Below are 24223 nucleotides of genomic sequence, written 5' to 3'. Positions count from 1 at the left end.
TAGCGCGGTTGCAGCCAAGTGAGCTTTTTGGCGGCAGCCGCTGTTTCATTTTAAGAATATAACTGTTTTATCAGGGAATCATCCCATAATTGCACTTCTATATATCTTTCCGGACCTTTGTCTCCTTGGGCATTCCATGCTTGGGGCAGATCGTATTTGGATAGGATATCGGCAATCTCACTGAGCGTATAGACTTGACCGCGATAGGGCTTTCCGTCGTTGTATCTCATTGCAGGAAATAAATCGCCATATGTAAAGCTAAGGATATCAGGTTCAAAGTCAGACATGGAAAAGGGAATCACTTTGCCTTGTGGATACCAATCCAGAAGCCAGGTGCACTCTCCAAGAGTCATGTAGTGAGGAAAGTTTTGCAAAGGCCTGCCTCCCTTAACTACGAATAATTCTCTTGCCCTCCATTCAAGTTGACGCCTAATATCCATGTAATCCTTGGAACATTTACTTGCAAATCCCCTTTGCTGAGATCGAATTTGTCGAAGAACCTTTTCAGCCTCCTGCGGTTCTAGAGCGGATAGATTGCGAAATGGGCCAGTAGATTCATCGTAATAATGATACAGCTTCATCTTCATTTTCATCTTGGTTCACCTCGCCTATTCCTCATTTAATTAGCTGGATTAAGCATTAATATATCAAATTTATGGAAGGAAATCGTTCTAGAGTATGCAAAAAAAAGGACTCGCCTGCTGTAACTTGCTTAACGCATATTTGAGGCCAATCACCTCTGACAATTCAAGGCTTAAGGAACCGCAGCATGGGATTGTTGCCGAGACCTCGAAGTTCGGAACGTCCCTCCTTTTTTGGAGGACTGAGGTTCCGTTATTTTGGCTTTTGATCTGATTTCAGGCCGTAAGCGGACAGGAGATCCGTTATTGCCCTCATTCTCCCGTCAAAGTGGTGATTTGCAGCGCATTAGCGTCTCCTGAGTCCGTGGCCTATGTCAAAATCTATGATTCTATGGAAATAGCGTCTCCTGAGTCCGCAGCTAGTGCCATAATCCGTGATTCTGACAAATAGAAGCTCCTGGGTTCGCAGCTAGTGCCATAATCCGCGATTCTGACGAATAGAGGCTCCGTGGTTCGCAGCCAGTGCCATAATCCCAGATTTTGATGAAATAGCGGCTGCTGTATCCAGTAAATCTATTTTTGTACGGTAAGCAAATCCCTGAAACGAAAAGGATGAAGCTATACTTCGGTACGTTGGTTCACATTCATGAGGGGGGATCATTGCTGATAGAAGAGGGGGTATATTAGACGCTGCCTTTTATCCAGATCAAATCCAAATCTGATCAAGACCTGCTCAAGACCTGCTCAAGACCTGCTCAAGACCTGCTCAAGACCTGCTCAAGACCTGCTCAAGACCTGCTCAAGACCTGCTCAAGACCTGATCAGGATCTGATCTGTATCTAATCTGGCTTATCTTTGCTTAAACAGCCTAATATGCGCCAGCCACTTTCTTTTTCAAAGCCCCTTGACAGTCGTTTACTCTAATGTTAGAGTAATTATATTCTAATATTAGATTAAATAATTTAAGAATAAAAAACGACTAGTGGGGGAATTAAAATGAGTATCGTATCTATTGTCATTCAAGTGTTGTTGGGACTGGGTTTTCTAATGTTTGGTTTTATGAAGCTGGGCTCGAAGCAAATGGTCGATGAGTTTAAGCGTTACGGCTTGCCTTCGGGTGTTCGACTGTTCACAGGCTTGGCTGAAATTGCAGCGGCGGCTCTTGTTATGGCGGGTATTTGGTACAGCAGTCTGGCTGCTTGGGGTGGCCTGATTATCGTGGTTATTATGGCAGGGGCTGTCGCGACACACCTTAAGGTCAAAGACCCGGGCTCGAAAATCGGCATGCCGCTCGTATTGCTAGTGCTTGGTTTGGTCGTATTACTGCTCAACTGGAGCACATTGGTGGGCTAATAATGTAATGGGCGTAACTGATTCGTTAACGCTATTACATTTTCATTCTTATAAAGGAGATGCATTCAAATGAAAATTCGGGTTGTAAGTCCAGACGAGCAGGGCAAAGGCGAATTTGACGGTGGCAAAATAAAAGAGCAGAAGCCAATCGGCTTTTCTGGCGAGGGCTCTATTTTTAACCGGCTTGGCCCTTTGTTTTATTGGGCATGGGCCCATATTGAGGAAGCGGGCGAAATCGGAGAGCATCCGCATAAGGGCTTTGAAATTTTAACGTATGTGCTGGGGGGCAAGAGCTCCCATCGGGACTCGCTTGGCACACAAAGCGTCGTGAGCGAAGGCGGCGTTCAGGTGATGCAGACCGGCTCCGGGATGTGGCATGCAGAAGGCTCGGACGGCCCGGCAGAGCTGTTCCAAATTTGGCTGGAGCCGCATCTAAGCAAGGCGGTGAAACGAGAGCCGATATATGCGAAATATACGCATGAGCAATTTCCTCGTACATCCGAGAACGGGGTATCGGTTAAAACGATTTTGGGCGGGCAATCGCCAATTGAGCTCGTAGCCGATGCTGCAATGGTCGAGGTGGAACTGGAAGCTGGAGCATCGCATACGTACAGCTATTCGCTGGGACGAAGCCGCATTGCGGGCATTTTGGCGATCAGAGGGGACGGCATGCTTGCAGGCGAGCAAGAGATTTCATTTGCAAATAAAGATTTTATAGTGGTACAGTCAGAGGATGGCGGAGAAATTCGTATCAGTAATCAAGGTCAGGCATTGCTGCGTTTCAGCATTATTGACGTTCCGGCCGAGGTAGATTATCCGCTGTACAACAAACCGCGATAACGGGTTTATTTTAGACGGGAAAGGAGGTTGGGTATATATGTATCAAGCCGATGAGCGCACCGAGCTGGACTTGCGGCTGTTCCGTGTTTGGAGCAAAGCTACTATGGCTGTATTTGGAAATGTCAAAAAAGACATCGCAAGCCACGGCGTTGAGCCGGAGCAATTCATTATTCTTGAGCTATTATACAGCAAGGGGCCACAGCCGATTACGAAAATCAGCGAAACCTTCTCCATTCCAACCGGAAGCATCACTTATGTCGTAGACAAGCTGGAGAAAAAAGGGTACGTCAAGCGGCATCCCAGCCCGACCGATCGGAGGGCTTCCAATGCCGCGCTTACCGAATCGGGCACACAGCTGTTTAATGAAATTTTTCCCAAGCATGCGGAGATGATTTCACGCAGCATGTCCTTCATTGATGATTCGGAGAAAGAGCTGCTGATCCAGCTGCTCAAAAAAATCGGGCTTGGCGCAGAACAGCTAAGCTGATGCTTGAATAACGGCAGAGCTGTTTCCGTCTAATGCCGGGAATGCCTCTGCCGTTATTTTATAGCTTAAACCATTGAGCGGATAGTTTCGATCGCTGGAGTAAATGCCAATAGCCCCGCATGATTATGAAGGCAAGCTTCATGATCATGCGGGGCTATTTTTCATAGGCGCATTAAGCGGGGCTTAGTTCAAGCTCATCATTATCGTTGCTGTTAAACACATCGCGATCCAGCTCGCCTTCGGCTTGGGCGACGAGCACGGAAGTGACCGTCGTTCCCGTTGCATTGACGGCTGTGCGGCCCATATCAATAAGCGATTCGACAGCGACAACAAGGGCAAGTCCTTCCAGCGGCAGGCCAACGGCAGTGAGCACGACCGTTGTCGAGATGGATGCAGGGCCTGGCACGCCAGCAACGCCGATCGACGAAATGACGCTGACAAGCACAATTAGGATATATTCGGTAACGCCGAGCGGAATGCCATAAATATGCGAAACGAATACGGCGACCACTGCCGGCCACACACCGCCACAGCCGTTAAAATTCATCGTGGCGCCGAGCGGGGCGACGAAGCTGGCAATTTTAGGAGATACGCCGAGGCGCTTCGTAATGACCTCCAGATTGATTGGCAAAGTGGCATAGCTGCTGCGCGTCGTGAATGCGACGGCAATCGTCGGATACGCCTTCTTGAAAAAACGCAGTGGATTCAGCTTGGCGACGAAGGAAATCAGTCCGCCAAATACGAGCACGAAATGCAAAATCAACGCAATGTAGGTGACGATAATGAGCATGCCGAGCGGCTTCAGCGTTTCAAGGCCATATCTGGCAGCCATCACGGCGATTAGCGCATAAACACCATATGGCGTGAAGCGAAGCACGAATTTGACGACCTGATGCAGCACCTCGGTGAGCGAGGCGAACAGCGCTTTAACGGGCTGAACGGCATCGGGCTTCTTCGCGCCAACCTTGACGATCGCAATAGCGATGAAGATGGCGAAGATTAGCACCGGAAGCACCTTGCCGGTTGCGGCTTCATTAATCGGATTGGAAGGAACCTGGTCCAAAATAACCTGGAAGAAGCTCGGCACTTCTCTAGCCTCAAAGCCTTCAGGCGAAGTGGCTTCAAACGTACCGGCCGGATTCAGGGCTACAGCGACGAGCAGGCCGATAATAGCGGCGACACCCGTAGTAGCGAGAAACCATGACACGGTCTTGATGCCGATTTTTTTCAGGAAAGCGATATTGGTGATGGAAATAATACTGTTCACGACGAGCACAAAGACGAGCGGAATAACGATCATGCGAATCAAGCTAATATAGATGGAGCCGATGGTGCCAACCCCTTCAAATTGCAGCTCGAATTTATTGAAAATAATGCCGGCGACAAGTCCAAGGCCAAGCGCCAGCAGCACCCTCGTGCCGAAGCCTACGCGTTTCTTCGCCAAATAATAAAGCACGGCGAGAATGACTGCCGATATGAGCAGCGTAAGCCAGTTGTTCTGAAAAGCGGATACTAAATTGTTCTCCATTGCCAACATCCCTTCTGCTATGACGAGTAAGAATAATGTATAATTCCTACCTGTTTACTAAGTATTAGAGTACGAAATGTAATATAGCATTCACCTTTCACCCTGTCAATTATAAATTTGGCAAGGTGAAACGGCTTTCGCCGACTTCTGGCGGCGCGGCGCGTTTCATTCCGAGAAATATAGAGAAAGGATGAAAAAACATACACTTTCCTATATTTTGAAAAAAGAGGGAAACCGCTTACTTGCGGATTCCCTCTTATAATGGGGTTTACGCTTGATCGGCTGGCGTCGCTTTTTTATAAGCGGCCGGCGTTTGTCCGGTGACTTTTTTAAACATGCGGTGAAAATGGGGTAGGCTCTCAAAGCCGCAGGCTTCGGCAATGAGCCGAACGTTCTCGTCGCTTGCCAGCAGCAGCTCCTTGGCGCGAATAATGCGCTTCGCCGTCACATAGTCGGTGACATTCATGCCGGTGAGCTGCTTGAACACGCGGGAAAAATGGGCCGGCGTGACCGCCGCCATTTGCGCCAATACGGACAAGCCGAGCGGGCTTTCGGGATGCTCATCGATATAGTGAAGGATGTTCCGCATCCATAGCGGGCCGATCAACGGGCTATCCGCCTTGGCATATTCGCGGCTGCTCGCAATAATCCGGCGGTTCATCAGCAGCAATATATGCTCCAGCTGCAGCAATATCGCCTGCCGATAGCCGGGCTGCTGATCACGCAGCTCAAGCTCTAGCTCATCAATGAGCCGCTCCAGCTTAAGCTGCTCCTGCATAGTCGGCTCAAATTTGTAGCGTTTATGCTTTTTGGCATGGTCGAAGCAGCGCAAATAAGAGAAGCTGTCCCCGAACGACGCGGTTTGGACGAATAAGGTGCTGAAGAAAATCGCCGTCGACGTCACCGGCTCCTCCTTGTCGGGAAACGAGCGATGTATCGTATTGCCCGGGATAATGAATAAATCGCCAGGCTTCATATCGTAAAAGGTTTGGTCGATAAAAAAAGTGCCCTTGCCCTCATAAATGTAGACGAGCTCATACCAGTCATGCAGATGATCAGGCAGCTCCGTCTGCCAATGCTTGCGGTCACGGTAGACGAAATCGAAAGGGAAAGAGCTGCCAACCTCGAACGGCTTGCGAAACGGCTTCATAAGCGAAACGACTCCTCCTTGCGCCAGTCTAGGCCAAGCGCGTTATGTTTCTATAGTCCAGCATAGCAAAAATCAAAATACAGTACAAATATGCAGGAATACGTTATTTTTAATATCATTATTGGCATTTATAATAAGAGCAAAGGGATAAACAGCAGTGGGCGCAGGTTTCGGCATTAGAGCGGCTGCTGCTTTGAAAACGTTAACAATTACACGTTCGTTTTAAAATATAGAGAAAGGATATGATTTCGCCATCCTTTCTCTATATTTCTCGGACTGAAACGCGCTGCGCCGCCAAAGGACGGCGAAAGCCGTTTCACCTTGTGTGAAAATATCGTTTTATAGGAGGCAGCAACGATGAGGATTGATGCGCATCAGCATTATTGGGCAATTGAGCGGGGCGATTACGGCTGGATTACAGCAGAGGTTCCCGTGCTTTACCGCGATTATGGGCCGGAGCATTTGCAGCCGAGCCTGAATCGGCATGGCATTAGCCATACAATTTCGGTCCAAGCCGCTCCAACGCTGGCAGAGACCGATTATTTACTCGCCTTAAGCGACCGCACGGAGTCGATTGCCGGGGTTGTCGGCTTTCTCGATTTGTTCGATCCCGAGCATTTAAGCCACTTTGCACGATTTGAACGTCATCAGCGGTTCGTGGGGTTCCGCGTGATGATTCAAGAGCTGCAGGATGCGGGTGTGATTTTACAGCAGACGTTCGTTGAGGCGCTGAAGGAGTATGAGCAGCGGGATACGCCTATTGATCTGCTCCTCACCTCGCATCAGCTTGATTCGCTCGTTCAGGTTATGAAGCAGGTGCCGAATTTGCGCGGTGTTATTGATCATTTGGCGAAGCCGCGGATCGCTGCGGGCGAGCTTGACCCTTGGCGCAGCCAGCTGACGGAGCTGGCGCGTTATCCGAAGCTGTATTGCAAGCTATCGGGAATGGTCACAGAGGCGAGCCACGACAGCTGGCGGCCGGAGCATTTTATCGCGTATATTCGCCATGTGCTGGAGGCTTTCGGACCTGACCGAGTCATGTTTGGCAGTGATTGGCCGGTGTGTCTGCTGGCGGCGGGCTATGATGAGGTTGTGGATGTGCTGGAGCAGGCGCTGCCAGCCTCGTGGGGAGATGCGGAGCGAAGCAAGCTGTTTGGACTAAATGCAAAGGAGTTTTATAAACTATGAGCCAGTTAAATAAGACGCTTTTGGGACAGGAAGACCATGAACGCTATGAGGCGGTTCAAGCAGGCAAAATAACGGTGCTGCAAATCGGCGAAGGCAACTTTTTGCGCGGCTTTGCGGATTGGATGCTTCAGGAATGCCATAAGCAGGGGCTGTTCGACGGCGGAGTCGCGGTGACGCAGCCGCGTCCAGGCGGCAAGCCGAAAATTGACGCTTTGGCCAAGCAGGACGGCCTTTATACGCTGGTCATTCGCGGATTGGAAAATGGTGCTGCTGTTGAGCGCAAGGAAGTGGTCACCGTTTTTGCAAAGGCATTTGATCCCTATTCGGAATGGGAGTCGCTAGTGAAGCTTGCGGAAAGCAAGGATTTGCGTTTCGTCGTCTCCAACACGACAGAGGCGGGACTTGCCTACAGGCCGGAGCCGCTGCTGGAAGGCCAACCGATTCAGTCTTACCCGGGCAAGCTTGCTTATTTGCTGTATCGCCGTTTTCTCGCTTTCGAAGGCGCTGCGGCCAGCGGGTTGATCTGCCTGCCTTGCGAGCTGCTGGAACGCAATGGCGACGAGCTGAAGGCTTGTGTGCTGCGCTATAGCGAGGATTGGGGCTTCCCGCAGGCGTTCAATGAATGGGTAGAGCAGGATAACCGCTTCCTGAACTCGCTTGTAGACCGAATCGTGACCGGCTACCCTGATGAGGAGCAGGCACAGCAATGGTTCGCGGAGTGGGGCTATGAGGACCCGATGCTGACGACAGCGGAGCCGTACCATTTTTGGGCGATTGAGGCGGAGCCGGAGCTGGATAAGCAGCTGCCACTGCGCAGCGCAGGGCTGAATGTACATTTTGTGGAGGATTTGAAGCCATTTCAGCTGCGGAAGGTGCGGATACTGAATGGTGCCCATACGCTGATGACGCCGCTTGCGCTCGTCCATGGGCTGGAGCAGGTACGCGAGGTAATGGAGCATGCGGAGTTTGGCCCCTACGTTCGTGAAGCCGTAGAGAAAGAGATTATTCCGGCACTGCCACTGCCCGAGGAAGAGCTGAAAGATTATGCCGCTGCGGTCTATGAGCGCTTTCTCAATCCGTTCATTCGCCACCGGCTTGCTGATATTGCGATGAACAGCATCAGCAAGTTCAAGGTTAGGCTGCTGCCATCGCTGCTGGATTACGCAGATCGCGGCCAGCCAGTGCCAGCACGGCTGGTGCGCGCTTTTGCCGGATTGCTGCGCTACTATAAAGTAGAGAGCGATGGAGCAGGCGCATATACAGGTACAGATTTGCTCGGCAATGTGTATACCGTACGCGACGATGCTGGAGCATTAGCGGCGCTTACAGCGGCGTGGGCTTCGGAAGGAACGGGTCAAGGCGCAGCAGCAGAAGGCTCGGCACAAGCGCAAGCAGAGCGGCTGCTGGCCTTAAGTGAGCTATGGGGACGCGACTTGCAGGCAGTACCGGGCTTGGTGGAAGCGGTAGCTTTGCAATTAGAGGAACTGGAGCGTGGTCAGCATGAATAACTGGGTTCGGCTTAATGAGAAGGATCAGGTCGTTATTGCGCTTACGCCGCTTTCCCAAGGGGATAAGCTGACGCTTGAAAACGGCAGGGAGCTGGAGCTGCTCGAGGATGTGCCCAAAGGGCATAAAATTGCTTCGACGCCAATTCCACAGGACGCGCATGTGCTCAAGTTTGGCTATTCCATCGGCATCGCCAAGTTGGATATTCCGGCAGGCAGCTGGGTGCATACCCATAATATTGGAACCGGGCTGAAAGGCTTTCTGGAATATTCGTATGACCCGGCCAAGGGCCGCGAGGAATCGGCAGCGCCAGCTGCGAGCTCGGCGAATCGTGCCAACCAGACGTTTCAAGGGTATGTGCGGGATGGCGGCGAGGTCGGCATCCGCAACGAAATTTGGATTATTAATACGGTCGGCTGCATTAACAAAACCTGTGAAATCGTAGCACGGCGGGCTGATGCGATGTATGCGGGACGCGTCGATGGCGTTTATCATTTTGCCCATCCGTTTGGCTGCTCGCAGCTTGGCGACGATCTTCAGCACACGCAGAAGCTGCTCGCTTCGCTTGTGAACCATCCGAATGCGGCAGGCGTGCTCGTAATGGGTCTCGGCTGTGAAAATAATCAGATCGACCTGTTTAAGCAGGCGATTGGCGACTACAATCCGGAGCGCGTCAAGTTTATTAAGTCGCAGGAGGTTGAAGACGAGCTGGAGGCTGCGCTTGAGGAAATCGACGCTCTCGTCGAATTCGCAGAGCGCTTCAAGCGGGAGCCGGTACCGGTTGCGAAGCTCAAGCTGGGGCTGAAATGCGGCGGCTCGGACGGCTTGTCCGGCATTACCGCCAATCCGCTTGTCGGAACGGTTTCGGATCGCTTAATTGAAGCGGGCGGCACAGCGATTCTGACCGAGGTGCCGGAAATGTTCGGCGCCGAAACGATATTGATGAATCGCGCAGACAATGAGCAGGTTTTTGGGAAAATCGTGCATTTGATTAATGATTTTAAGCAATATTTTATCCGTCATGATCAGGAAATTTATGAGAATCCTTCGCCGGGCAATAAGGCTGGCGGCATCAGTACTTTGGAGGAGAAGTCGCTCGGCTGTACGCAAAAAGGCGGTCACGCGCTGGTGAAGGACGTTGTTCCTTATGGCGAGCGGATTACGCATACTGGCCTGAACTTGCTGGAAGCGCCGGGTAATGATCTCGTATCGGTAACGGCATTGTCAGCTGGTGGCGCACATATCGTGCTGTTCACGACAGGTCGGGGAACGCCATTCGGCGGCCCGGTGCCAACGGTGAAGATCGCGACGAACAGCGAGCTGGCAGGTCGCAAAAAAAATTGGATCGATTTCAACGCGGGACAACTGCTCGAAGGCAAGACGATGAACGAGCTGACCGATGAGCTGTGGGATCAATTGCTGGCGCTCGCTTCTGGCGAAGCGAAGACGAATAATGAACGCAATGGCTTTAAGGAAATTGCCATTTTCAAAGACGGCGTTATTTTGTAATCGGAGGGAAAAGGATGAAATATCGACAACTAGGAAAAACCGGACTGGATGTATCGGTGCTCAGCTTCGGCGCGTCTTCCCTCGGTTCTGTATTCAGGGAAACGAATGAGGAAGAAGCGATTCGCACCGTTCATAGCGCCTTGGATGCAGGAATCAACTATATCGACGTCTCGCCTTATTACGGAATGACGAAGGCGGAGACGGTGCTCGGCAAGGCGATTAAGGAGCTGCCGCGAGACCAGTTTCTGCTCTCTACTAAAGCGGGCCGATATGGCGTGGACAGCTTTGATTTTTCTGAGAGCCGAATGATGAGTTCCCTTGAAGAAAGCTTGCAGCGGCTTAACACGGATTACGTTGATTTTATGTTCCTTCACGATATTGAGTTTGTTTCGCCTGAGCATGCAGCACAGGGAATTCCAGCGCTGCAAAAGCTCAAGGAGCAGGGTAAAATCCGTCACTATGGCATTTCCGGCTTGCCTCTGCAGCTATTCGAAAAATGGCTGCCGCATACGGAAGTCGATGTTATTTTATCCTATTGCCATTATTCCTTAAATGATACGTCGCTGCTGGGCCTGCTGCCGCTTATTGAGCAGCACAATGTCGGTTTGGTGAGCGCATCACCATTGTCGATGGGCCTGCTTGGCACAAGAGGAACGCCGGACTGGCATCCTGCAAACGCTGAGCTGAAGGCCGCCTGTCTGCGTGCTGCCGAGCATTGTGCGGCGCAAGGGACAGATATTGCGAAGCTGGCGATGCAGTTTGCCGTAGCGAATGAGCAAATTCCGACGACGCTGGTTAGCACAGCGAATCCGGAAAATATCCGCCGCAATGCGGCATGGATAGAGGAGCCTATGGATGAGCGGCTGCTTAAGGAAGTGCTTCAATTGCTGGCACCCGTTGCAGATGTAAGCTGGATCAGCGGCTTGCCGGAATATAATGAGCACATCAGCGGCGGCGCTGGGCAAAGGAGCGCTACATGATGAAAGCCATTGTGTGTGAGCAGCCAGACAGTCTTAAGCTGACGGAGCAGGAGCAGCCTGCTTTTGGCGGCGGCGGTGAAGGGGCACTAGCGGCTGGCCCAGGGGATGCCATTATTCGCATCCGCCGCATCGGCATTTGCGGGACAGATATGCATGCGTATAAAGGAAACCAGCCTTTTTTCCAATATCCGCGCATTCTCGGCCATGAGCTGGCGGCAATTGTAGAAGCAGTTGGCGAAAAGGTGACTGGGCTTGAGCCAGGCGATCAAGTTAGTGTCATTCCGTATATGCACTGCGGTACTTGCATCGCATGCAGGCGCGGCAAAACAAATTGCTGCACCGCCATGCAGGTGCTGGGCGTTCATAAGGATGGCGGCATGCGCGAGCTGATCGCAGTTCCTGCCACCCATCTGATCAAGACGGATGGCTTAACGCTGGATATGGCGGCCATGCTGGAGCCGCTTAGCATCGGTGCTCATGCCGTACGCCGTGCGGACCTTGAAGCGGGCGAGACCGTGCTTGTCATCGGAGCAGGGCCGATAGGGCTTGGTGTTATGGCGTTTGCCAAGCACAGGGGAGCAAGGGTCATTGCGATGGATATTAATGAGGAGCGGCTTGCTTTTTGCAAGGATTGGGCTGATGTTGATGAAACGGTTCAAGCTTTGCAGCAGCCGAAAGAGCGGATCGCCGAGCTGACAGAGGGAGACTTTCCAACCGTCGTTTTTGACGCAACGGGCAATACCCGCTCTATGACGGATGCCTTCGGCCTGACAGCGCATGGCGGCAAGCTGGTCTATGTTGGACTAGTGAAAGCGGACATTGCCTTTCATGATCCAGAATTTCATAAACGTGAGCTGACGCTGATGGGCAGCCGTAATGCAACCCGTGAGGATTTTGACATCGTGATTGAAGCGGTAGCCAGCGGCAGTGTTAACGTAGACCGATTAATTACGCATCGTTCGTCCTTTGAAGGTTTGATTGGCGTGTTCGACGAGTGGCTGAAACCGGAGTCGAAAGTCATTAAAGCGATGGTTGAGCTGTAACCTAATTCTTGCTATTGCCCAGATAATGCGACTTATGCTAAAGTAAGTTTAGCTTTTCTGATCCTGTGTGAGCTAAGCTTACGTAGATGGCGTGAGCTGTACAGGAATGATAATGAAGGGAGAGCTGCGGCTCTTCCTTTTTTATATGAATAGGCCTTATAAATAATAGACGAGGTATATCTGGCAATAGCAGAGAGGGAGATGAAGAATGAGTATTGTAAATGATTTATTGTCATATAATGAAAAATTTGTTGAGGAAAAGCGTTATGAACAGTTTTTGACGGACAAGTTTCCGGCGAAAAAGGTAGCGATTTTGACGTGTATGGATACCCGTCTTGTTGAGCTGCTGCCGCAAGCGCTGAATTTGCGCAATGGCGATGCCAAAATCATTAAAAACGCAGGTGCGATTTTGACTCAGCCGTTCGGCAGTGCGATGCGCAGTATACTAGTCGCTGTCTATGAGCTGGGTGTAGAGGAAGTGCTCGTTATCGGGCATCACGGCTGTGGCATGAACAATTTGGATACGCAGGGCATGGTCAATAAATTCAAGGAAAACGGCATTTCAGAAGTCGTTATCGAGACGCTGGAGAGCTCCGGCATTAAGATGGACCGTTTCTTGAAGGGATTCGACAAGGTGGAGGAAGGCGTTATGGACAGCATCGGCATTATTCGCAACCACCCGCTGATGCCTGCCCATATTCCTGTGCATGGCTTCGTTATCGATCCAGAGACAGGACGTCTTGATTTGGTGGATGAAGGATATAAGAAGAAATAATTTATCCGAAAAAATAACATTAAAGCAAGCCCCTTTCTCATTAAGTGAGAGGGGCTTGCTTTTTTTATCATTAAATTTGTGCTTAAAGTAGAGCTAAGGAGCTAAACCGCGCTTGTCTTCGCAGCAGTCGTAATCATCCACTGGATGCCGAATTTATCTTCCAGCTGTCCGAACAGCGAGCCCCAAAATTCCGGACTCAGCTCTTTTTTCACCGTTCCGCCCTCTGACAGCTTATTGAATGCGTCATGTGCTTCCGCTTCGCCTTCGAATTCCAAGCTTAAATTAATGGCACTTCCATGGGTCAGCGTCTGGTTCACGGCATCGCATAGCATGAAGCTAACACCGGCGGCCTTCATCTCCAAATGAAGAATTCTGTCCTTTACATCCTCTTGCGTATCCGGTAAATCCCCGAATTTCATCATGGAGATTATTTCCCCTCCAAGCGCCTGAATATAAAAATCAGCCTGTGCTTTAGCATCCTCTGAGAAAAAATAAGTCGTGAGCTTCGCCATTGTGCAGCATCCTTCCCATTTATGAAATGTATAGGCTTGTACTCTGTTCAGTATAGCCTATTTTTCGAAAATATCTTTATATTTGTTTGTTTTGGGCGCGATAAATATGAAAACGAGGTAAATAACCAATAAAAACAAGTAAAATTTTAAGTTGACTTTAAGTAAAAAACGTAATAATATTTTACTCAGGTAATGCAAGCGGTTTCAAAAAAAGAAAGCTTGCCTCAGAGTGGAAGGGTGCAAACCGCATCCATTTCGTTCATCTATTTGCACAAAAATACAGACACATTATTTATGAGGGGGAATTACACATGAAGAAATCTTTTAAATCAGTGATCACTTTGCTTCTGTTGACAGTTGTGCTTGCGGCATGCGGCGGCAACAACAGCGGTACAGGAAATGCAGGCACAGCAGGAAATGCAAGTCCTGAAAGCGCTAACAGCGGAGAGAAAGTGAAATTGACGGCTTGGGCTTGGAACGTAAATGTAGGCGCTTTAAATGAAGCGGTTGCTTCTTATCAGAAGGATCACCCGAATGTTGAGCTTGAGGTTCAAGACATTGGTCGCCTTGATGTATATGACAAGTTGTCCACGGGCCTGGCAGCAGGCGGTGCTGGCCTTCCTGACATCGTGCTCGTGGAAGACGACAGGCTGCAAGGGTATCTGGATGCTTTCCCTAAAGGCTTCGTGAACCTTTCGGAAAAAGGCTTTGATGCCAAGCTTTCCGAGTTCCCGACGTTTAAACAAGAGCTGACGAAAAAAGACGGCGCAAGCTATGCCTTCCCTTTTGATGCGGGTCCAACGGGCGTCTTCTATCGTACGGATCTGTTTGAGCAAGCGGGAGTGGATGCTACCAAGATTGAAACTTGGGATGACTATCTCGCAGCAGGCAAGCTAATTAAAGAAAAAACAGGAGCACAGCTGTTCCCTGTAGATAAATTCAAAGATGATGCAACGCTTCGTATTATGCTCAATGAGCAAGGCGCCTTCTATTTTGACAAAGACGGCAATATCGACTTCAACAACCCGAAATATGTGAAAGCGTTGGAAACATTAAAGCAATTTGATGATGCTGGCCTGATCAAAGACGTTAACGGCTGGGATGGCACCGTTTCCGCAACGGTTGACGGTTCGATCGCTTCCATTGCTTTCGGCGCATGGTATACAGGTACAATATCTGATCAAGCGAAGGATTTGAGCGGCAAATGGGGCGTATTCCAAGTTCCGGCCTTTGAAAAAGGCGGCAACCGCGCAGCTAACCTTGGAGGCAGCAGTTGGGCTCTGACTTCCACAAGCAAAAATGTGGATGCAGCTTACAGCTTCATGGAATATTTTTCACTGACACCAGATGTTCAAAAGGTAGCTATGGAGAAATACGGCTTGTTCCCATCGCTGACTAGCGTATATAACGAAGATATTTTCACAACGGGCGTTGAGTTTTTCAGCAACCAAAACATCTGGATGCTGTTCGCACAAGAAATGAATTCCGTACCAACACCTTACTACACGAAAGATTATTCCGTGGCCCTTGATGAATCGGTAAAAGCACAATCCGACGTATTCAACGGCAAAGCTCCGGCTGATGCTTTGAAAGAAGCGGCGGCACGTCTGAAAGACCGCACAAGCCGCGAAGTGAACGGCGGTTAATTCAGCCTCGGCGCTTAGCCGGCTGCATGATCTGGTTTAAATGAAGCATGCAAATGACGAACTAAATAAGCAGTAAATAGCAGTCCGATAAGAGATTCAGCGCTTACGCCTGGATCTCTTATTCTCTTATGCCCTTAAGCTCTTATGTTTTTACGTTCTTACGCCCTTATTCCCTTATTCCCTTATTTTGAAAATTTAAAAAACAGGAAGGTTATCCCCTGTTTTTCAACTGCCTACAAAACGAAACGATGGTGAAAAGTCGGAGCGGAGTGAAAAGCTTGTGCTGGAGAAGCGATAGCGTTCGCTTTTACCCTTGAATTTCACCTTGGGGGAAATGAATTCGAAGAAATTCAAGGGTAATGGCGATCGGAGGCCAAGCTTTTCACGCAGCGCAGACTCATTTTCACCATTGGTTTAAAAACTAACATAGAAAGAAGGGTGAGTATGAGAACAAAAGCGTTTGTTCCGTATTTGTTTCTTACCCCGGCACTCGTGCTATTCGCGATATTTATGGGTTACCCAATCGTTTATTCGCTATTGCTGAGCTTCCAGACCAGCGTAAGCGGAGAACTCGTATTTACTGGTCTCGACAATTACGCTAAGCTGTTCAGCGATAAAATATTTGGCAAAGCGTTGTTAAACACGTTTATTATTTTGATCATTCAAGTGCCGCTCATGCTGTTCACGTCCTTGCTGCTCGCGACGCTGCTTAACTCCCTTGAGCGCTTCAAGGCGCTGTTCAGAGTGGCCTTTTTCATGCCGGCTGTAACGTCTCTCATTGCGGCATCGATTATTTTTTCGATTATTTTAATGAATGACGGAATCTTGAATCAACTGCTGGGAGCATTAGGCATCGATCCAATTCCATGGCTGTCCCATCCCGTGTGGGCGAAGGTATCGCTTATTATCGCCATGACCTGGAGATGGACGGGCTACAATATGGTCATTTATTTGGCAGGCTTGCAAAACGTATCGGAATCCCTATATGAAGCGGCAAGCATCGACGGTGCAACCCGCGTGCGCCAATTTTTCAACATTACGGTTCCACAGCTGAAGCCGATCATTTTGTTCACGGCGATTTTGTCGACGATTGGTACGCTGCAATTGTTCGAGGAGCCTTATACATTGACCAAGGGCGGACCAAGTGATGCGACGATTACGATCGGCATGTATTTGTACCAAACGGGCTTCCGTTATTTCAACTTCGGTTATGCTTCAACGCTTGCGTATGTCATCGTTATTTTGATCGGCATTCTCAGCTACATTCAATTTAAAGTAACGGGGGATGAGTAAATGGTAGCCAAACGTGTACGCGTCTCGATAACAACTTTGATTTTGCTTATTGGCTCCTTTATCTCCTTATTCCCTTTCTATTGGGCGATTATTGGAGGAACGAACGAGAGCGGCAAAATTTTCGCCAAACCGCCGATTCTCCTGCCAGGAAACCACTTGTTCGAAAATATCCGGAATTTGAACGAATCCATCGGCATTGGCCGGGTGATGTTCAACTCCTTGTTTGTTACAGTCATTTATACGGTGCTGGCGCTTATCGTCTCAACGATGGCGGGGTACGTATTCGCAAAGTTCAATTTTAAAGGCAAGGCGGTCATTTTCGGCGTATTTCTGCTGTCGATGATGATTCCTTACCATGCGATCGTCATTCCGGTATTCAAAATGATGGCGGCCTGGGGCTGGCTGGGTACCTACAAAGCATTGATTTTGCCGAACATTGCTTATCCATTTGCGATTTTTCTGATGCGTCAGAACATGATGGCTGTACCTAACGCCATGATGGAAGCAGGACGAATTGACGGCGTGAGCGAGTGGGGACTTTTCACTAAAATCATTTTGCCGTCTTCCAAGCCTGCGCTAGCGGCAACGGCGATTTATTTGTTCATGTACCAGTGGAACAACTTCCTCTGGCCGCTCATTTCTGCAACTTCTGAGGATATGTATACGATGCCTGTCGCGCTATCGAGCCTGTTCGGCTTGTCGCGTATTGATTATGGTCAAGTTATGGCAGGTGTGACGCTCGCAACCTTCCCGATCATTCTCTTTTTCTTAATGCTGCAAAAATACTTCATTCAAGGGATGCTCGGAAGCTCCGTCAAGGAATAGACAGCTAGAGCAAATCCCCAAAGACATTGTAACTTTACAGGATATCTGGCATATTGAAAGTGACAGGGCGTGGAAGTTTATTCGCGGGAGCATGGGAACCGCCAGTTGTGGTTTATTATGAATCATATGGCTGAGCCTAAGCATTTTCGCGGACATGACCTGAGTCCATATGCTAGTATTGTAATAGATCCCTGTTAGTTAGGTGGCGGTAAAGCCTGATGATGCAGCGGATGTACATTCACTGGATCTTGAGGCAGGAAAGGGTATGATGAAGTGGCTACAATTAAAGATATTGCGCAGCTGGCGAACGTCTCCATTGCGACGGTATCAAGGGTATTGAATTATGACCCCTCGCTATCGGTTGGAGACGATACACGCAAGCGGGTATTCGAAATTGCACAGGAGCTGAATTATAAAACGCTGCGCGAGCGTAATGGCGCAGCAGCGAAAGAAATAACGCGGATCGGCATTGTGAACTGGTATTCCGATCAGGAAGAGATGCTTGATCCTTATTATATGGCAGTACGTCTTGGAGTAGAGCGGGAATGCTTTCAGCGTCAAATGAAGGTCGTCAAGCTGTTCCGTCAGGAGCGCTCGTATTATAGCGAATGGGTTGGCGAATTGGACGGCATGATTGCGATTGGACGTTTCGAGAAGGAAGATCTTGATATGTTCCCGGCTTCTATGGACAAAATCGTATTCGTCGATTCTTCGCCAGATGATCAGCGTTTTGATTCTGTCATTATTGATTTGCGCAAATCAGTTACGGAAGTGCTGGATTATCTTGTAGATTTGGGCCATCAGCGAATCGGATACATTGGCGGGCATAATATGGTCAATAATAAGCGGGTACGGGATGAACGTGAAATGACGCTGCGTGACTATTTGATAAGTAAAAATATATTTCATCCCCAATATATATTTACCGGTGAAAATTTGTTTTCGGAGGATGGCTATGTTCAGATGTCCCGTGCAATTGAGAGCGGGGAGCTGCCGTCAGCCTTTTTTATCGAAAATGATTCCATGGCCGTAGGCGCATTGCGGGCGCTGCATGAGGCGGGAATTGAGGTTCCAGGTACGGTGTCGCTAGTGGGTTTCAATGATATTCCGATTTCGGAATTTGTCCAGCCGCCGCTGACGACGGTCAAGGTGCATATGGAATATATGGGCGAGACGGCGGTGGAGCTGCTCGCGGAACGTCTGACCACGAAGCGATCCATTCCGAAAAAGGTCGTGATTCCGACGGCTTTGACGATTAGGAATAGCTGCTCGGAAGTATAATAACAGGATGAACAAGGCTCTTTGCTGCGTGAAAGGTTTGGCTTCCCATCGCGCTTCCCCTCTTCAGCCTGTTTACGAGCAGGCCCCGTTATGCTATAATGTGGGCACAAGTTAATATTCGGTCGGAGAAACGGAGACACCGCAGAAACCTTTTGCATCGCGCTAGATGTTGCGCAGCTTAAGGTGTTTGCGGTTTTTTCGTTTTCCTTTTTTAATTGGGATATTGGACAAGAACTAGCTGAAAAGGTGGAGAAGACGATGAGCAAACAGACAGGAACGGCAAAACAGGGTGCTTTTAGCGCATTAAATAGGGAACAGCTTTACCGCAGTTTAGGTGAGGAAACCTTTGATTTGCTCGTTATTGGCGGTGGCATTACAGGAGCAGGCATTGCGCTGGATGCCCAGACGCGCGGCCTCAAGACAGCGCTTGTGGATATGCAGGACTTTGCTGCAGGCACATCGAGCCGTTCGACGAAGCTCGTTCACGGCGGTCTGCGTTATTTGAAGCAGCTGGAAATCGGCGTCGTGGCGGAAGTTGGCAAAGAGCGCGCGATTGTATATGAGAACGGACCACATGTAACGACGCCAGAGTGGATGCTGCTGCCTTTTTATACAGGCGGAACTTTCGGCAAATTCTCGACCTCACTCGGCCTCCGCGTATATGATTTTCTGGCAGGCGTCAAACGCGGCGAGCGCCGGAAAATGTTCAGCGTAGACGAAACGATGAGCAGAGAGCCGCTGCTGAAGCGCCAAGGCATGAAGGGTGGCGGCTATTATGTGGAATACCGTACCGATGATGCGCGTCTGACGATTGAAGTGATGAAGAAGGCTGTGGACATGGGCGCTCTTTCGATCCCTTATGTAAAGGTTGAATCGTTCATTTATGAGGATGGCAGAGTTGTTGGCGCTAATGTGCGCGATCTGCTATCTGGAGCCGAGAACAAGGTGCGTGCCGTTAAGGTTGTCAATGCGACAGGCCCATGGGTCGATACGCTGCGCGAACAGGATGGCTCGAAGCAAGGCAAAACGGTGCATTTGACTAAAGGCGTGCATTTGGTATTCGACCAATCGCGTTTCCCACTGCATCAAGCGGTCTACTTTGATACGCAGGACGGACGCATGGTGTTCGCGATTCCGCGCGATGGCAAAACATATATTGGCACAACGGATACGAACTACAAGGCAGATAAGGCGCTTCCACGCATGACGAGGCAGGATCTGGACTATATTTTGCAGGCGGCAAATTTCATGTTCCCTTCGATCAAGCTGAAAGCCTCCGATGTGGAATCAAGCTGGGCTGGCCTCCGTCCGCTCATTCACCAAGAGGGCAAAGACCCTTCGGAAATTTCCCGAAAGGATGAGGTGTTCGTCGCCGGGTCGGGGCTCATCTCGATTGCAGGCGGCAAGCTGACGGGCTACCGCAAAATGGCAGAAAGCGTCGTGAACACGGTGAGCACGCAGCTCACAGCCGAAGGCCGCAGCGGCATTCGCCCAAGCGGAACGAAAAACCTGCCCCTGTCAGGCGGCGACTTCGGCGGCTCCTCCCATTTCCCGGCCTTCGTTGCCAAGAAAACGGAGGAAGGCGTTCGTGCTGGGCTCACTCGTGAAGAGGCAGAGCGGCTTGCCCGCCATTTTGGCACCAATGTGGATCAAGTATTTGGTCTTATCCCGCAATACAAAGACCAGCCAACGGCTAGCGGCCAAGAGCTTTCGCTCAGTCTGCGCATCGAGCTGATGTATGCTCTGGAATATGAGCTGACGACGAAGCCGGCGGATTTCTGGATTCGCCGTACAGGCAACCTGCTGTTTGATCGCGCTCGCGTCCTGCAGTGGAAGGAAGCGGTGCATGCCGAGATGGCAGCGCTGTTTGGCTGGACGGAAGATACGAGTGCAGCTTATGCTGCTGAGCTGGAGCAGGAGCTGCATTATGCAGTGACGCCTGTGGAGCAGGAATAGGAATAGGAATAGGAATAGGAATAGGAACGGGAAATAGCGGTAATATAGCGGCAAAACGGACAACAGCTAGTGTAGGCACAAGCCGCTTCCGCCTACTAAACAAGCCTCCTTTATACACCATTCGTGTATAAAGGGGGCTTGTTTTTTGATTCCTTTTTATTGAAATTAGGATTGTTCCATTACTACAAGAATACATGCTTATTTATTCAAAACACTTTCCTCTAACATCGAATATTTGTCACCATAAATTCGGATAATATGCTCTTCGCCCCAGTTGCAGAGGGCACTGAGAATGCTATCAAGGCTGAGTCCGTAATCGGTCAGCTCATATTCGACTTTAGGCGGGACCTGATTATACGTAATCCGGTTCACGAATCCATCGTCCTCCAGCTCGCGGAGCTGCTGAGTGAGCATTTTTTGCGTAATGCCTGGCATGAGCCGTTTTAGCTCGCTAGTCCGCTTCTTGCCGTGGGTGAGATGGCAGAGGATGACGCATTTCCATTTCCCTCCGATGACCTCAAGCGTTGCTTCTACGGAAATATTGTATTTCTTCTTCGTCATGGGTATTCCTCCTTGCTGATCGGTATGTATAGGTACTTTTTAGTACCTACAGTACTGAAAAGTACGTACTATTCTTTTGGATAGATATAACCTATCATAGCACTTATCGATCCACTGCGGCTACTCGTGAAGTGAACCGTACCCATTAGATACACGATAGGATAGGAGGCAATACAGCATGACTATTAATCAAAAAAGAAGCACATTGGCACTGTTGGCTCTCGCCGTTAGCGCATTTGCCATTGGTACGACGGAATTTATAAGCGTTGGGCTGCTGCCCCTGATTTCAGAGGACTTGCATATATCGCTGCCGACAGCGGGGCTGACCGTTTCCCTATATGCACTAGGCGTAACGGTCGGTGCGCCGATTCTTACATCCCTAACGTCCAGCTTGTCGCGCAAAACGCTGCTCATGTGGATTATGCTTATTTTCATTATCGGCAATAGCGTAGCAGCCGCATCTAATAGCATTGGAGTGCTGTTGATCGCGCGCGTCATATCCGCTTTTTCGCATGGCCTATTTATGTCGATTGGCTCGACGATTGCGGCTGACCTTGTTCCGGCGAACCGCCGCGCCAGTGCGATTTCGATTATGTTCAGCGGATTGACCGTTGCGACGGTGACCGGTGTGCCGCTCGGTACATTTATCGGGCAGCTATGGGGCTGGCGAACGGCTTTTGTCGCTATTGTGATTGTCGGCGTTCTTGCGTTTATCGCGAACATGCTGCTCATTCCGGGCGATTTGCGCAAAGGAGCTCGTTCTTCCTTTAAAGATCAATTGCAATTGGTCAAAAATGGCCGGCTGCTGCTGCTATTCGCCATCACCGCCTTGGGCTACGGTGGCACATTTGTCGTATTCACTTATTTATCCCCGCTCTTGCAACAAATAACCGGATTTAAATCGGGAACGGTCACGGTCATTTTGCTCGTATACGGCATTGCGATTGCGCTCGGTAATATGATTGGCGGAAGGCTGGCCAACCGTAACCCGATTGTTGCTTTGTTCTATATGTTTATGGTACAGGCGGTTGTGCTCGTTATTCTGACCTTTACAGCGCCTTTCAAAATCATCGGCTTGGTAACGATTATTGCGATGGGGCTGCTGCATTTTATGAACGTGCCGGGACTGCAGGTGTACGTGGTGATGCTGGCAGAACGATTCGTTCCGCGTGCAGTTGATGTGGCATCGGCGATCAATATTGCTGCCTTTAATGCAGGCATTGCCATTGGAGCTTATCTCGGCGGCATTATTGCTGCTACTATTGGGCTTATTCATACGACTTGGATTGGCGCGTTGATGGTGGTGGGAGCGGTACTGCTGACAGGCTGGAGCATGGCGCTGGAGCGCAAGGATCAGAAGGCAGGTCAGAAAGCGGCGTAATTTTAGAGGACGCCATCAATTAATCTGCAATAATAACAGGGCTGTCCATCCGTCAGTGAAATGGCGAGGGCGGCTTTTTCTTTTTCAAATAAATCATTATTCGTTTGTACAATTAATCCGTTTTAAATTGAACGAGGATAAAATTGATAAGCTAACGCTCATTTGCTATCATAAATAGGAAGAAAGTGACCAAAAGAACAAATCAGTCATTTCGTTAGTTCTCACTATTTTAACGTTTAATAATGGGCAATGAGGGAGAGTGAAGCATGACTACGATCGAGGTAAATACGAAGGATGGCGCGATTAGAGGTCAACAGTTGAACGGAATTTCCGTTTGGAAGGGGATTCCCTATGCCAAGCCGCCAGTAGATGAGCTGCGGTTTGCAGCGCCAGTTCCGCCAGAGCGGTGGGAGGGTGTCAAAGAAGCTTTCCATTTTGGCCCTGAAAATATACAGCCTCGGCAAAATGGGGCAGCAGCGGAGCTTGCCGCAGGTACGCGCCTCGAATCCGAAGACTGCCTCTATTTGAATGTATGGGCTCCGGAATCAGTCGTTGCTGGAGACGCCGCAGACGCGCCGCTTCCGGTTATGGTATGGATTCATGGCGGCTCTTTTTTGACCGGAGCAGGAAGCTGGCCTCTCTATGATGGATCGGAGCTGGCGAAGCGGGGAAATATGATCGTCGTGACGATCAACTATCGGCTGGGGCCGTTTGGGTTTCTGCATCTCGCGCCGCTTGGTGGCTCCTTCGTGTCCAATGCAGGGCTTCTCGATCAAATAGCTGCACTGGAATGGGTGAAAAATAATATTGCGGCGTTCGGCGGAGATCCCGCTGCTGTCACTATTTTTGGAGAATCGGCAGGCAGCATGAGTATTGCAGCGCTGCTGGGTATGACGAAGGCAAAGGGCTTGTACAGCCGTGCCATTATGCAAAGCGGAGCCTCGCAAATCATTCCTCAGCAGCAAGCAGATGGTATCCGGGCGGGCCTGCTTCAGCTGCTTGGCATCAGTCCGTCCGAGCTGGACAAGCTTAGAACTGTGCCAGCGGAGCAGATTTTTGCAGCGGGGGAAAAGCTGAAGGAGCAGGCGGGGAACCGGCTGGCGCTGCTGTTTCAACCGGTGCTCGACGAGGCAACGCTCCCGCAGTCGCCGCTTGAGGCGATTCATAAAGGGGCTGCAGCAGACATCCCACTGCTAATCGGGACGAATTTAGATGAAGGGCATTTGTTCATCAGGCCCGATATGCCTTTTGATGATAACATCGATATGTCTGAAGCGTTAACCTTTATGGCGCCGGATATCAAAAACGTCGCCGCCGCCGCTGCAGCTTATCCGCCAACGACCGACGGGCAGGCCAAAATGATGACCGAAGCCTTCTTCTGGCGTTCATCTGTGCAATTCGCTACCGCTCAAAGCGAGCATGCGCCGGTATGGATGTATCGCTTTGACTGGGTGCTGCCGGAGCATCCGCTGCTCCATAAATCAATTCATGGCATTGAAATCTTCTTTGTGTTCAACACGCTGGAGCATATGCAGAGCATGGGCGTGACGCCTGATGAATCCATGAGGAAGCTCGCTTGGCGCATGCAGGATGCGTGGATTACTTTTGCCAAACAGGGCACGCCTGAGGCTGAAAATGTTGCGTGGCCTGCATATAGCAAGCAGGAGCGTTCGACGTTCATTTTCAACCATGCTACTCAGGTTATTGCTGATCCTGATGCTCAAAAACGTGAGCTGCTTGAGCTGTAAAGCAACTGCTTCTTTAGAGCAATCCAGCACAATAGCATCTTTAATGGAATGAAATGCTCCATAAAATAAGCTTTGAATCG

General features: G+C 49.9%; 21 protein-coding genes. 16 read left to right on the top strand and 5 right to left on the bottom strand.

Translation table 11 applies throughout. The features are described from left to right. Nucleotides 1–50: 50 nt before the first annotated feature. A complete protein-coding gene (locus AC50YG_RS28955) occupies nt 51–593 on the bottom strand; it encodes a hypothetical protein (protein WP_494832065.1) in 543 nt (180 codons plus the stop codon). Nucleotides 594–1577: 984 nt separating this feature from the next. Between AC50YG_RS28955 and AC50YG_RS28950 the strand changes: the two genes are divergently transcribed. The 3 genes from AC50YG_RS28950 to AC50YG_RS28940 all read left to right on the top strand — a co-directional run bounded on the left by AC50YG_RS28950 (nt 1578) and on the right by AC50YG_RS28940 (nt 3261). Then, nucleotides 1578–1934 (top strand): DoxX family protein, encoded by a 357-nt coding sequence (locus AC50YG_RS28950; RefSeq protein ID WP_494832063.1) that lies wholly within the window; start codon nt 1578–1580, stop codon nt 1932–1934. A 69-nt stretch (nt 1935–2003) separates the two neighbouring features. Next, entirely contained in the window at nt 2004–2774 is a 771-nt protein-coding gene (locus tag AC50YG_RS28945) for a pirin family protein (RefSeq protein ID WP_494832061.1), read from the top strand. A gap of 37 nt (nt 2775–2811) precedes the next feature. Beyond that, on the top strand, nt 2812–3261 hold the full coding sequence (locus AC50YG_RS28940; RefSeq protein ID WP_473759112.1) for a MarR family winged helix-turn-helix transcriptional regulator: 450 nt from the start codon (nt 2812–2814) through the stop codon (nt 3259–3261). Between the two features lie 172 nt (nt 3262–3433). Here the strand turns inward: AC50YG_RS28940 and AC50YG_RS28935 are convergent, their stop codons facing one another. Together AC50YG_RS28935 and AC50YG_RS28930 are read right to left on the bottom strand one after the other, a co-directional pair. Next, nucleotides 3434–4789 (bottom strand): dicarboxylate/amino acid:cation symporter, encoded by a 1356-nt coding sequence (locus AC50YG_RS28935; protein ID WP_494832059.1) that lies wholly within the window; start codon nt 4787–4789, stop codon nt 3434–3436. Nucleotides 4790–5057: 268 nt separating this feature from the next. After that, on the bottom strand, nt 5058–5939 hold the full coding sequence (locus tag AC50YG_RS28930) for a helix-turn-helix domain-containing protein (RefSeq protein ID WP_473759108.1): 882 nt from the start codon (nt 5937–5939) through the stop codon (nt 5058–5060). A 357-nt stretch (nt 5940–6296) separates the two neighbouring features. Here AC50YG_RS28930 and AC50YG_RS28925 point away from each other — a divergent pair, with 357 nt between their 5' ends. From AC50YG_RS28925 to AC50YG_RS28900, 6 genes are all read left to right on the top strand, one after another. Next, on the top strand, nt 6297–7127 hold the full coding sequence (locus AC50YG_RS28925) for an amidohydrolase family protein (protein ID WP_494832057.1): 831 nt from the start codon (nt 6297–6299) through the stop codon (nt 7125–7127). Continuing rightward, a complete protein-coding gene (locus AC50YG_RS28920) occupies nt 7124–8635 on the top strand; it encodes a tagaturonate reductase (RefSeq protein ID WP_494832055.1) in 1512 nt (503 codons plus the stop codon). Before AC50YG_RS28925 ends, AC50YG_RS28920 begins: the two co-directional genes overlap by 4 nt. Beyond that, complete coding sequence (locus AC50YG_RS28915; RefSeq protein ID WP_494832053.1) at nt 8628–10142, top strand: UxaA family hydrolase; 1515 nt, start codon at nt 8628–8630, stop codon at nt 10140–10142. The genes AC50YG_RS28920 and AC50YG_RS28915 overlap by 8 nt, the downstream gene beginning before the upstream one ends. A 14-nt stretch (nt 10143–10156) precedes the next feature. Further along, the gene (locus tag AC50YG_RS28910; protein ID WP_494832051.1) at nt 10157–11122 is read left to right on the top strand and encodes an aldo/keto reductase; all 966 of its coding nucleotides are present in this window, start codon (nt 10157–10159) and stop codon (nt 11120–11122) included. Continuing rightward, nucleotides 11122–12165, top strand: a complete 1044-nt coding sequence (locus tag AC50YG_RS28905; protein WP_494832156.1) for a zinc-binding alcohol dehydrogenase family protein — start codon at nt 11122–11124, stop codon at nt 12163–12165. Before AC50YG_RS28910 ends, AC50YG_RS28905 begins: the two co-directional genes overlap by 1 nt. A 208-nt stretch (nt 12166–12373) precedes the next feature. Further along, nucleotides 12374–12940 carry a beta-class carbonic anhydrase gene (locus tag AC50YG_RS28900; protein ID WP_473759100.1) on the top strand — a complete coding sequence of 189 codons (567 nt, stop codon included), beginning with the start codon at nt 12374–12376 and terminating at the stop codon, nt 12938–12940. A 101-nt stretch (nt 12941–13041) separates the two neighbouring features. Here AC50YG_RS28900 and AC50YG_RS28895 read toward each other — a convergent pair whose 3' ends face one another. Then, nucleotides 13042–13452, bottom strand: coding sequence for a VOC family protein (locus AC50YG_RS28895; protein ID WP_494832049.1), 411 nt, complete (start codon nt 13450–13452; stop codon nt 13042–13044). A gap of 311 nt (nt 13453–13763) precedes the next feature. On the opposite strand from AC50YG_RS28895, the gene AC50YG_RS28890 reads away from it, so the two are divergent. From AC50YG_RS28890 to AC50YG_RS28870, 5 genes are all read left to right on the top strand, one after another. Beyond that, a complete protein-coding gene (locus AC50YG_RS28890) occupies nt 13764–15098 on the top strand; it encodes an ABC transporter substrate-binding protein (protein WP_494832047.1) in 1335 nt (444 codons plus the stop codon). Between the two features lie 444 nt (nt 15099–15542). After that, on the top strand, nt 15543–16391 hold the full coding sequence (locus AC50YG_RS28885; RefSeq protein ID WP_494832046.1) for a carbohydrate ABC transporter permease: 849 nt from the start codon (nt 15543–15545) through the stop codon (nt 16389–16391). After that, the gene (locus tag AC50YG_RS28880; protein WP_473759092.1) at nt 16392–17216 is read left to right on the top strand and encodes a carbohydrate ABC transporter permease; all 825 of its coding nucleotides are present in this window, start codon (nt 16392–16394) and stop codon (nt 17214–17216) included. Between the two features lie 273 nt (nt 17217–17489). Then, nucleotides 17490–18497 (top strand): LacI family DNA-binding transcriptional regulator, encoded by a 1008-nt coding sequence (locus tag AC50YG_RS28875; protein WP_341279510.1) that lies wholly within the window; start codon nt 17490–17492, stop codon nt 18495–18497. A 258-nt stretch (nt 18498–18755) separates the two neighbouring features. After that, nucleotides 18756–20453, top strand: coding sequence for a glycerol-3-phosphate dehydrogenase/oxidase (locus AC50YG_RS28870; RefSeq protein ID WP_494832043.1), 1698 nt, complete (start codon nt 18756–18758; stop codon nt 20451–20453). A gap of 198 nt (nt 20454–20651) precedes the next feature. On the opposite strand, the gene AC50YG_RS28865 is transcribed toward AC50YG_RS28870, so the two are convergent. Next, nucleotides 20652–21014: a winged helix-turn-helix transcriptional regulator gene (locus tag AC50YG_RS28865; RefSeq protein WP_494832041.1), complete on the bottom strand. Its 363-nt coding sequence runs from the start codon at nt 21012–21014 to the stop codon at nt 20652–20654. 178 nt (nt 21015–21192) lie between these two features. On the opposite strand from AC50YG_RS28865, the gene AC50YG_RS28860 reads away from it, so the two are divergent. Both AC50YG_RS28860 and AC50YG_RS28855 read left to right on the top strand, forming a co-directional pair. Then, complete coding sequence (locus AC50YG_RS28860; protein WP_494832039.1) at nt 21193–22395, top strand: MFS transporter; 1203 nt, start codon at nt 21193–21195, stop codon at nt 22393–22395. Nucleotides 22396–22661: 266 nt separating this feature from the next. Then, nucleotides 22662–24143, top strand: coding sequence for a carboxylesterase/lipase family protein (locus tag AC50YG_RS28855; RefSeq protein WP_494832037.1), 1482 nt, complete (start codon nt 22662–22664; stop codon nt 24141–24143). The last annotated feature ends 80 nt before the right edge of the window (nt 24144–24223 follow it).

It is taken from the genome of Paenibacillus sp. J31R34, assembly GCF_059383715.1.
The sequence above is the reverse complement of the archived record's forward strand: the minus strand, read 5'-3'. Positions and strand labels throughout refer to the sequence as shown.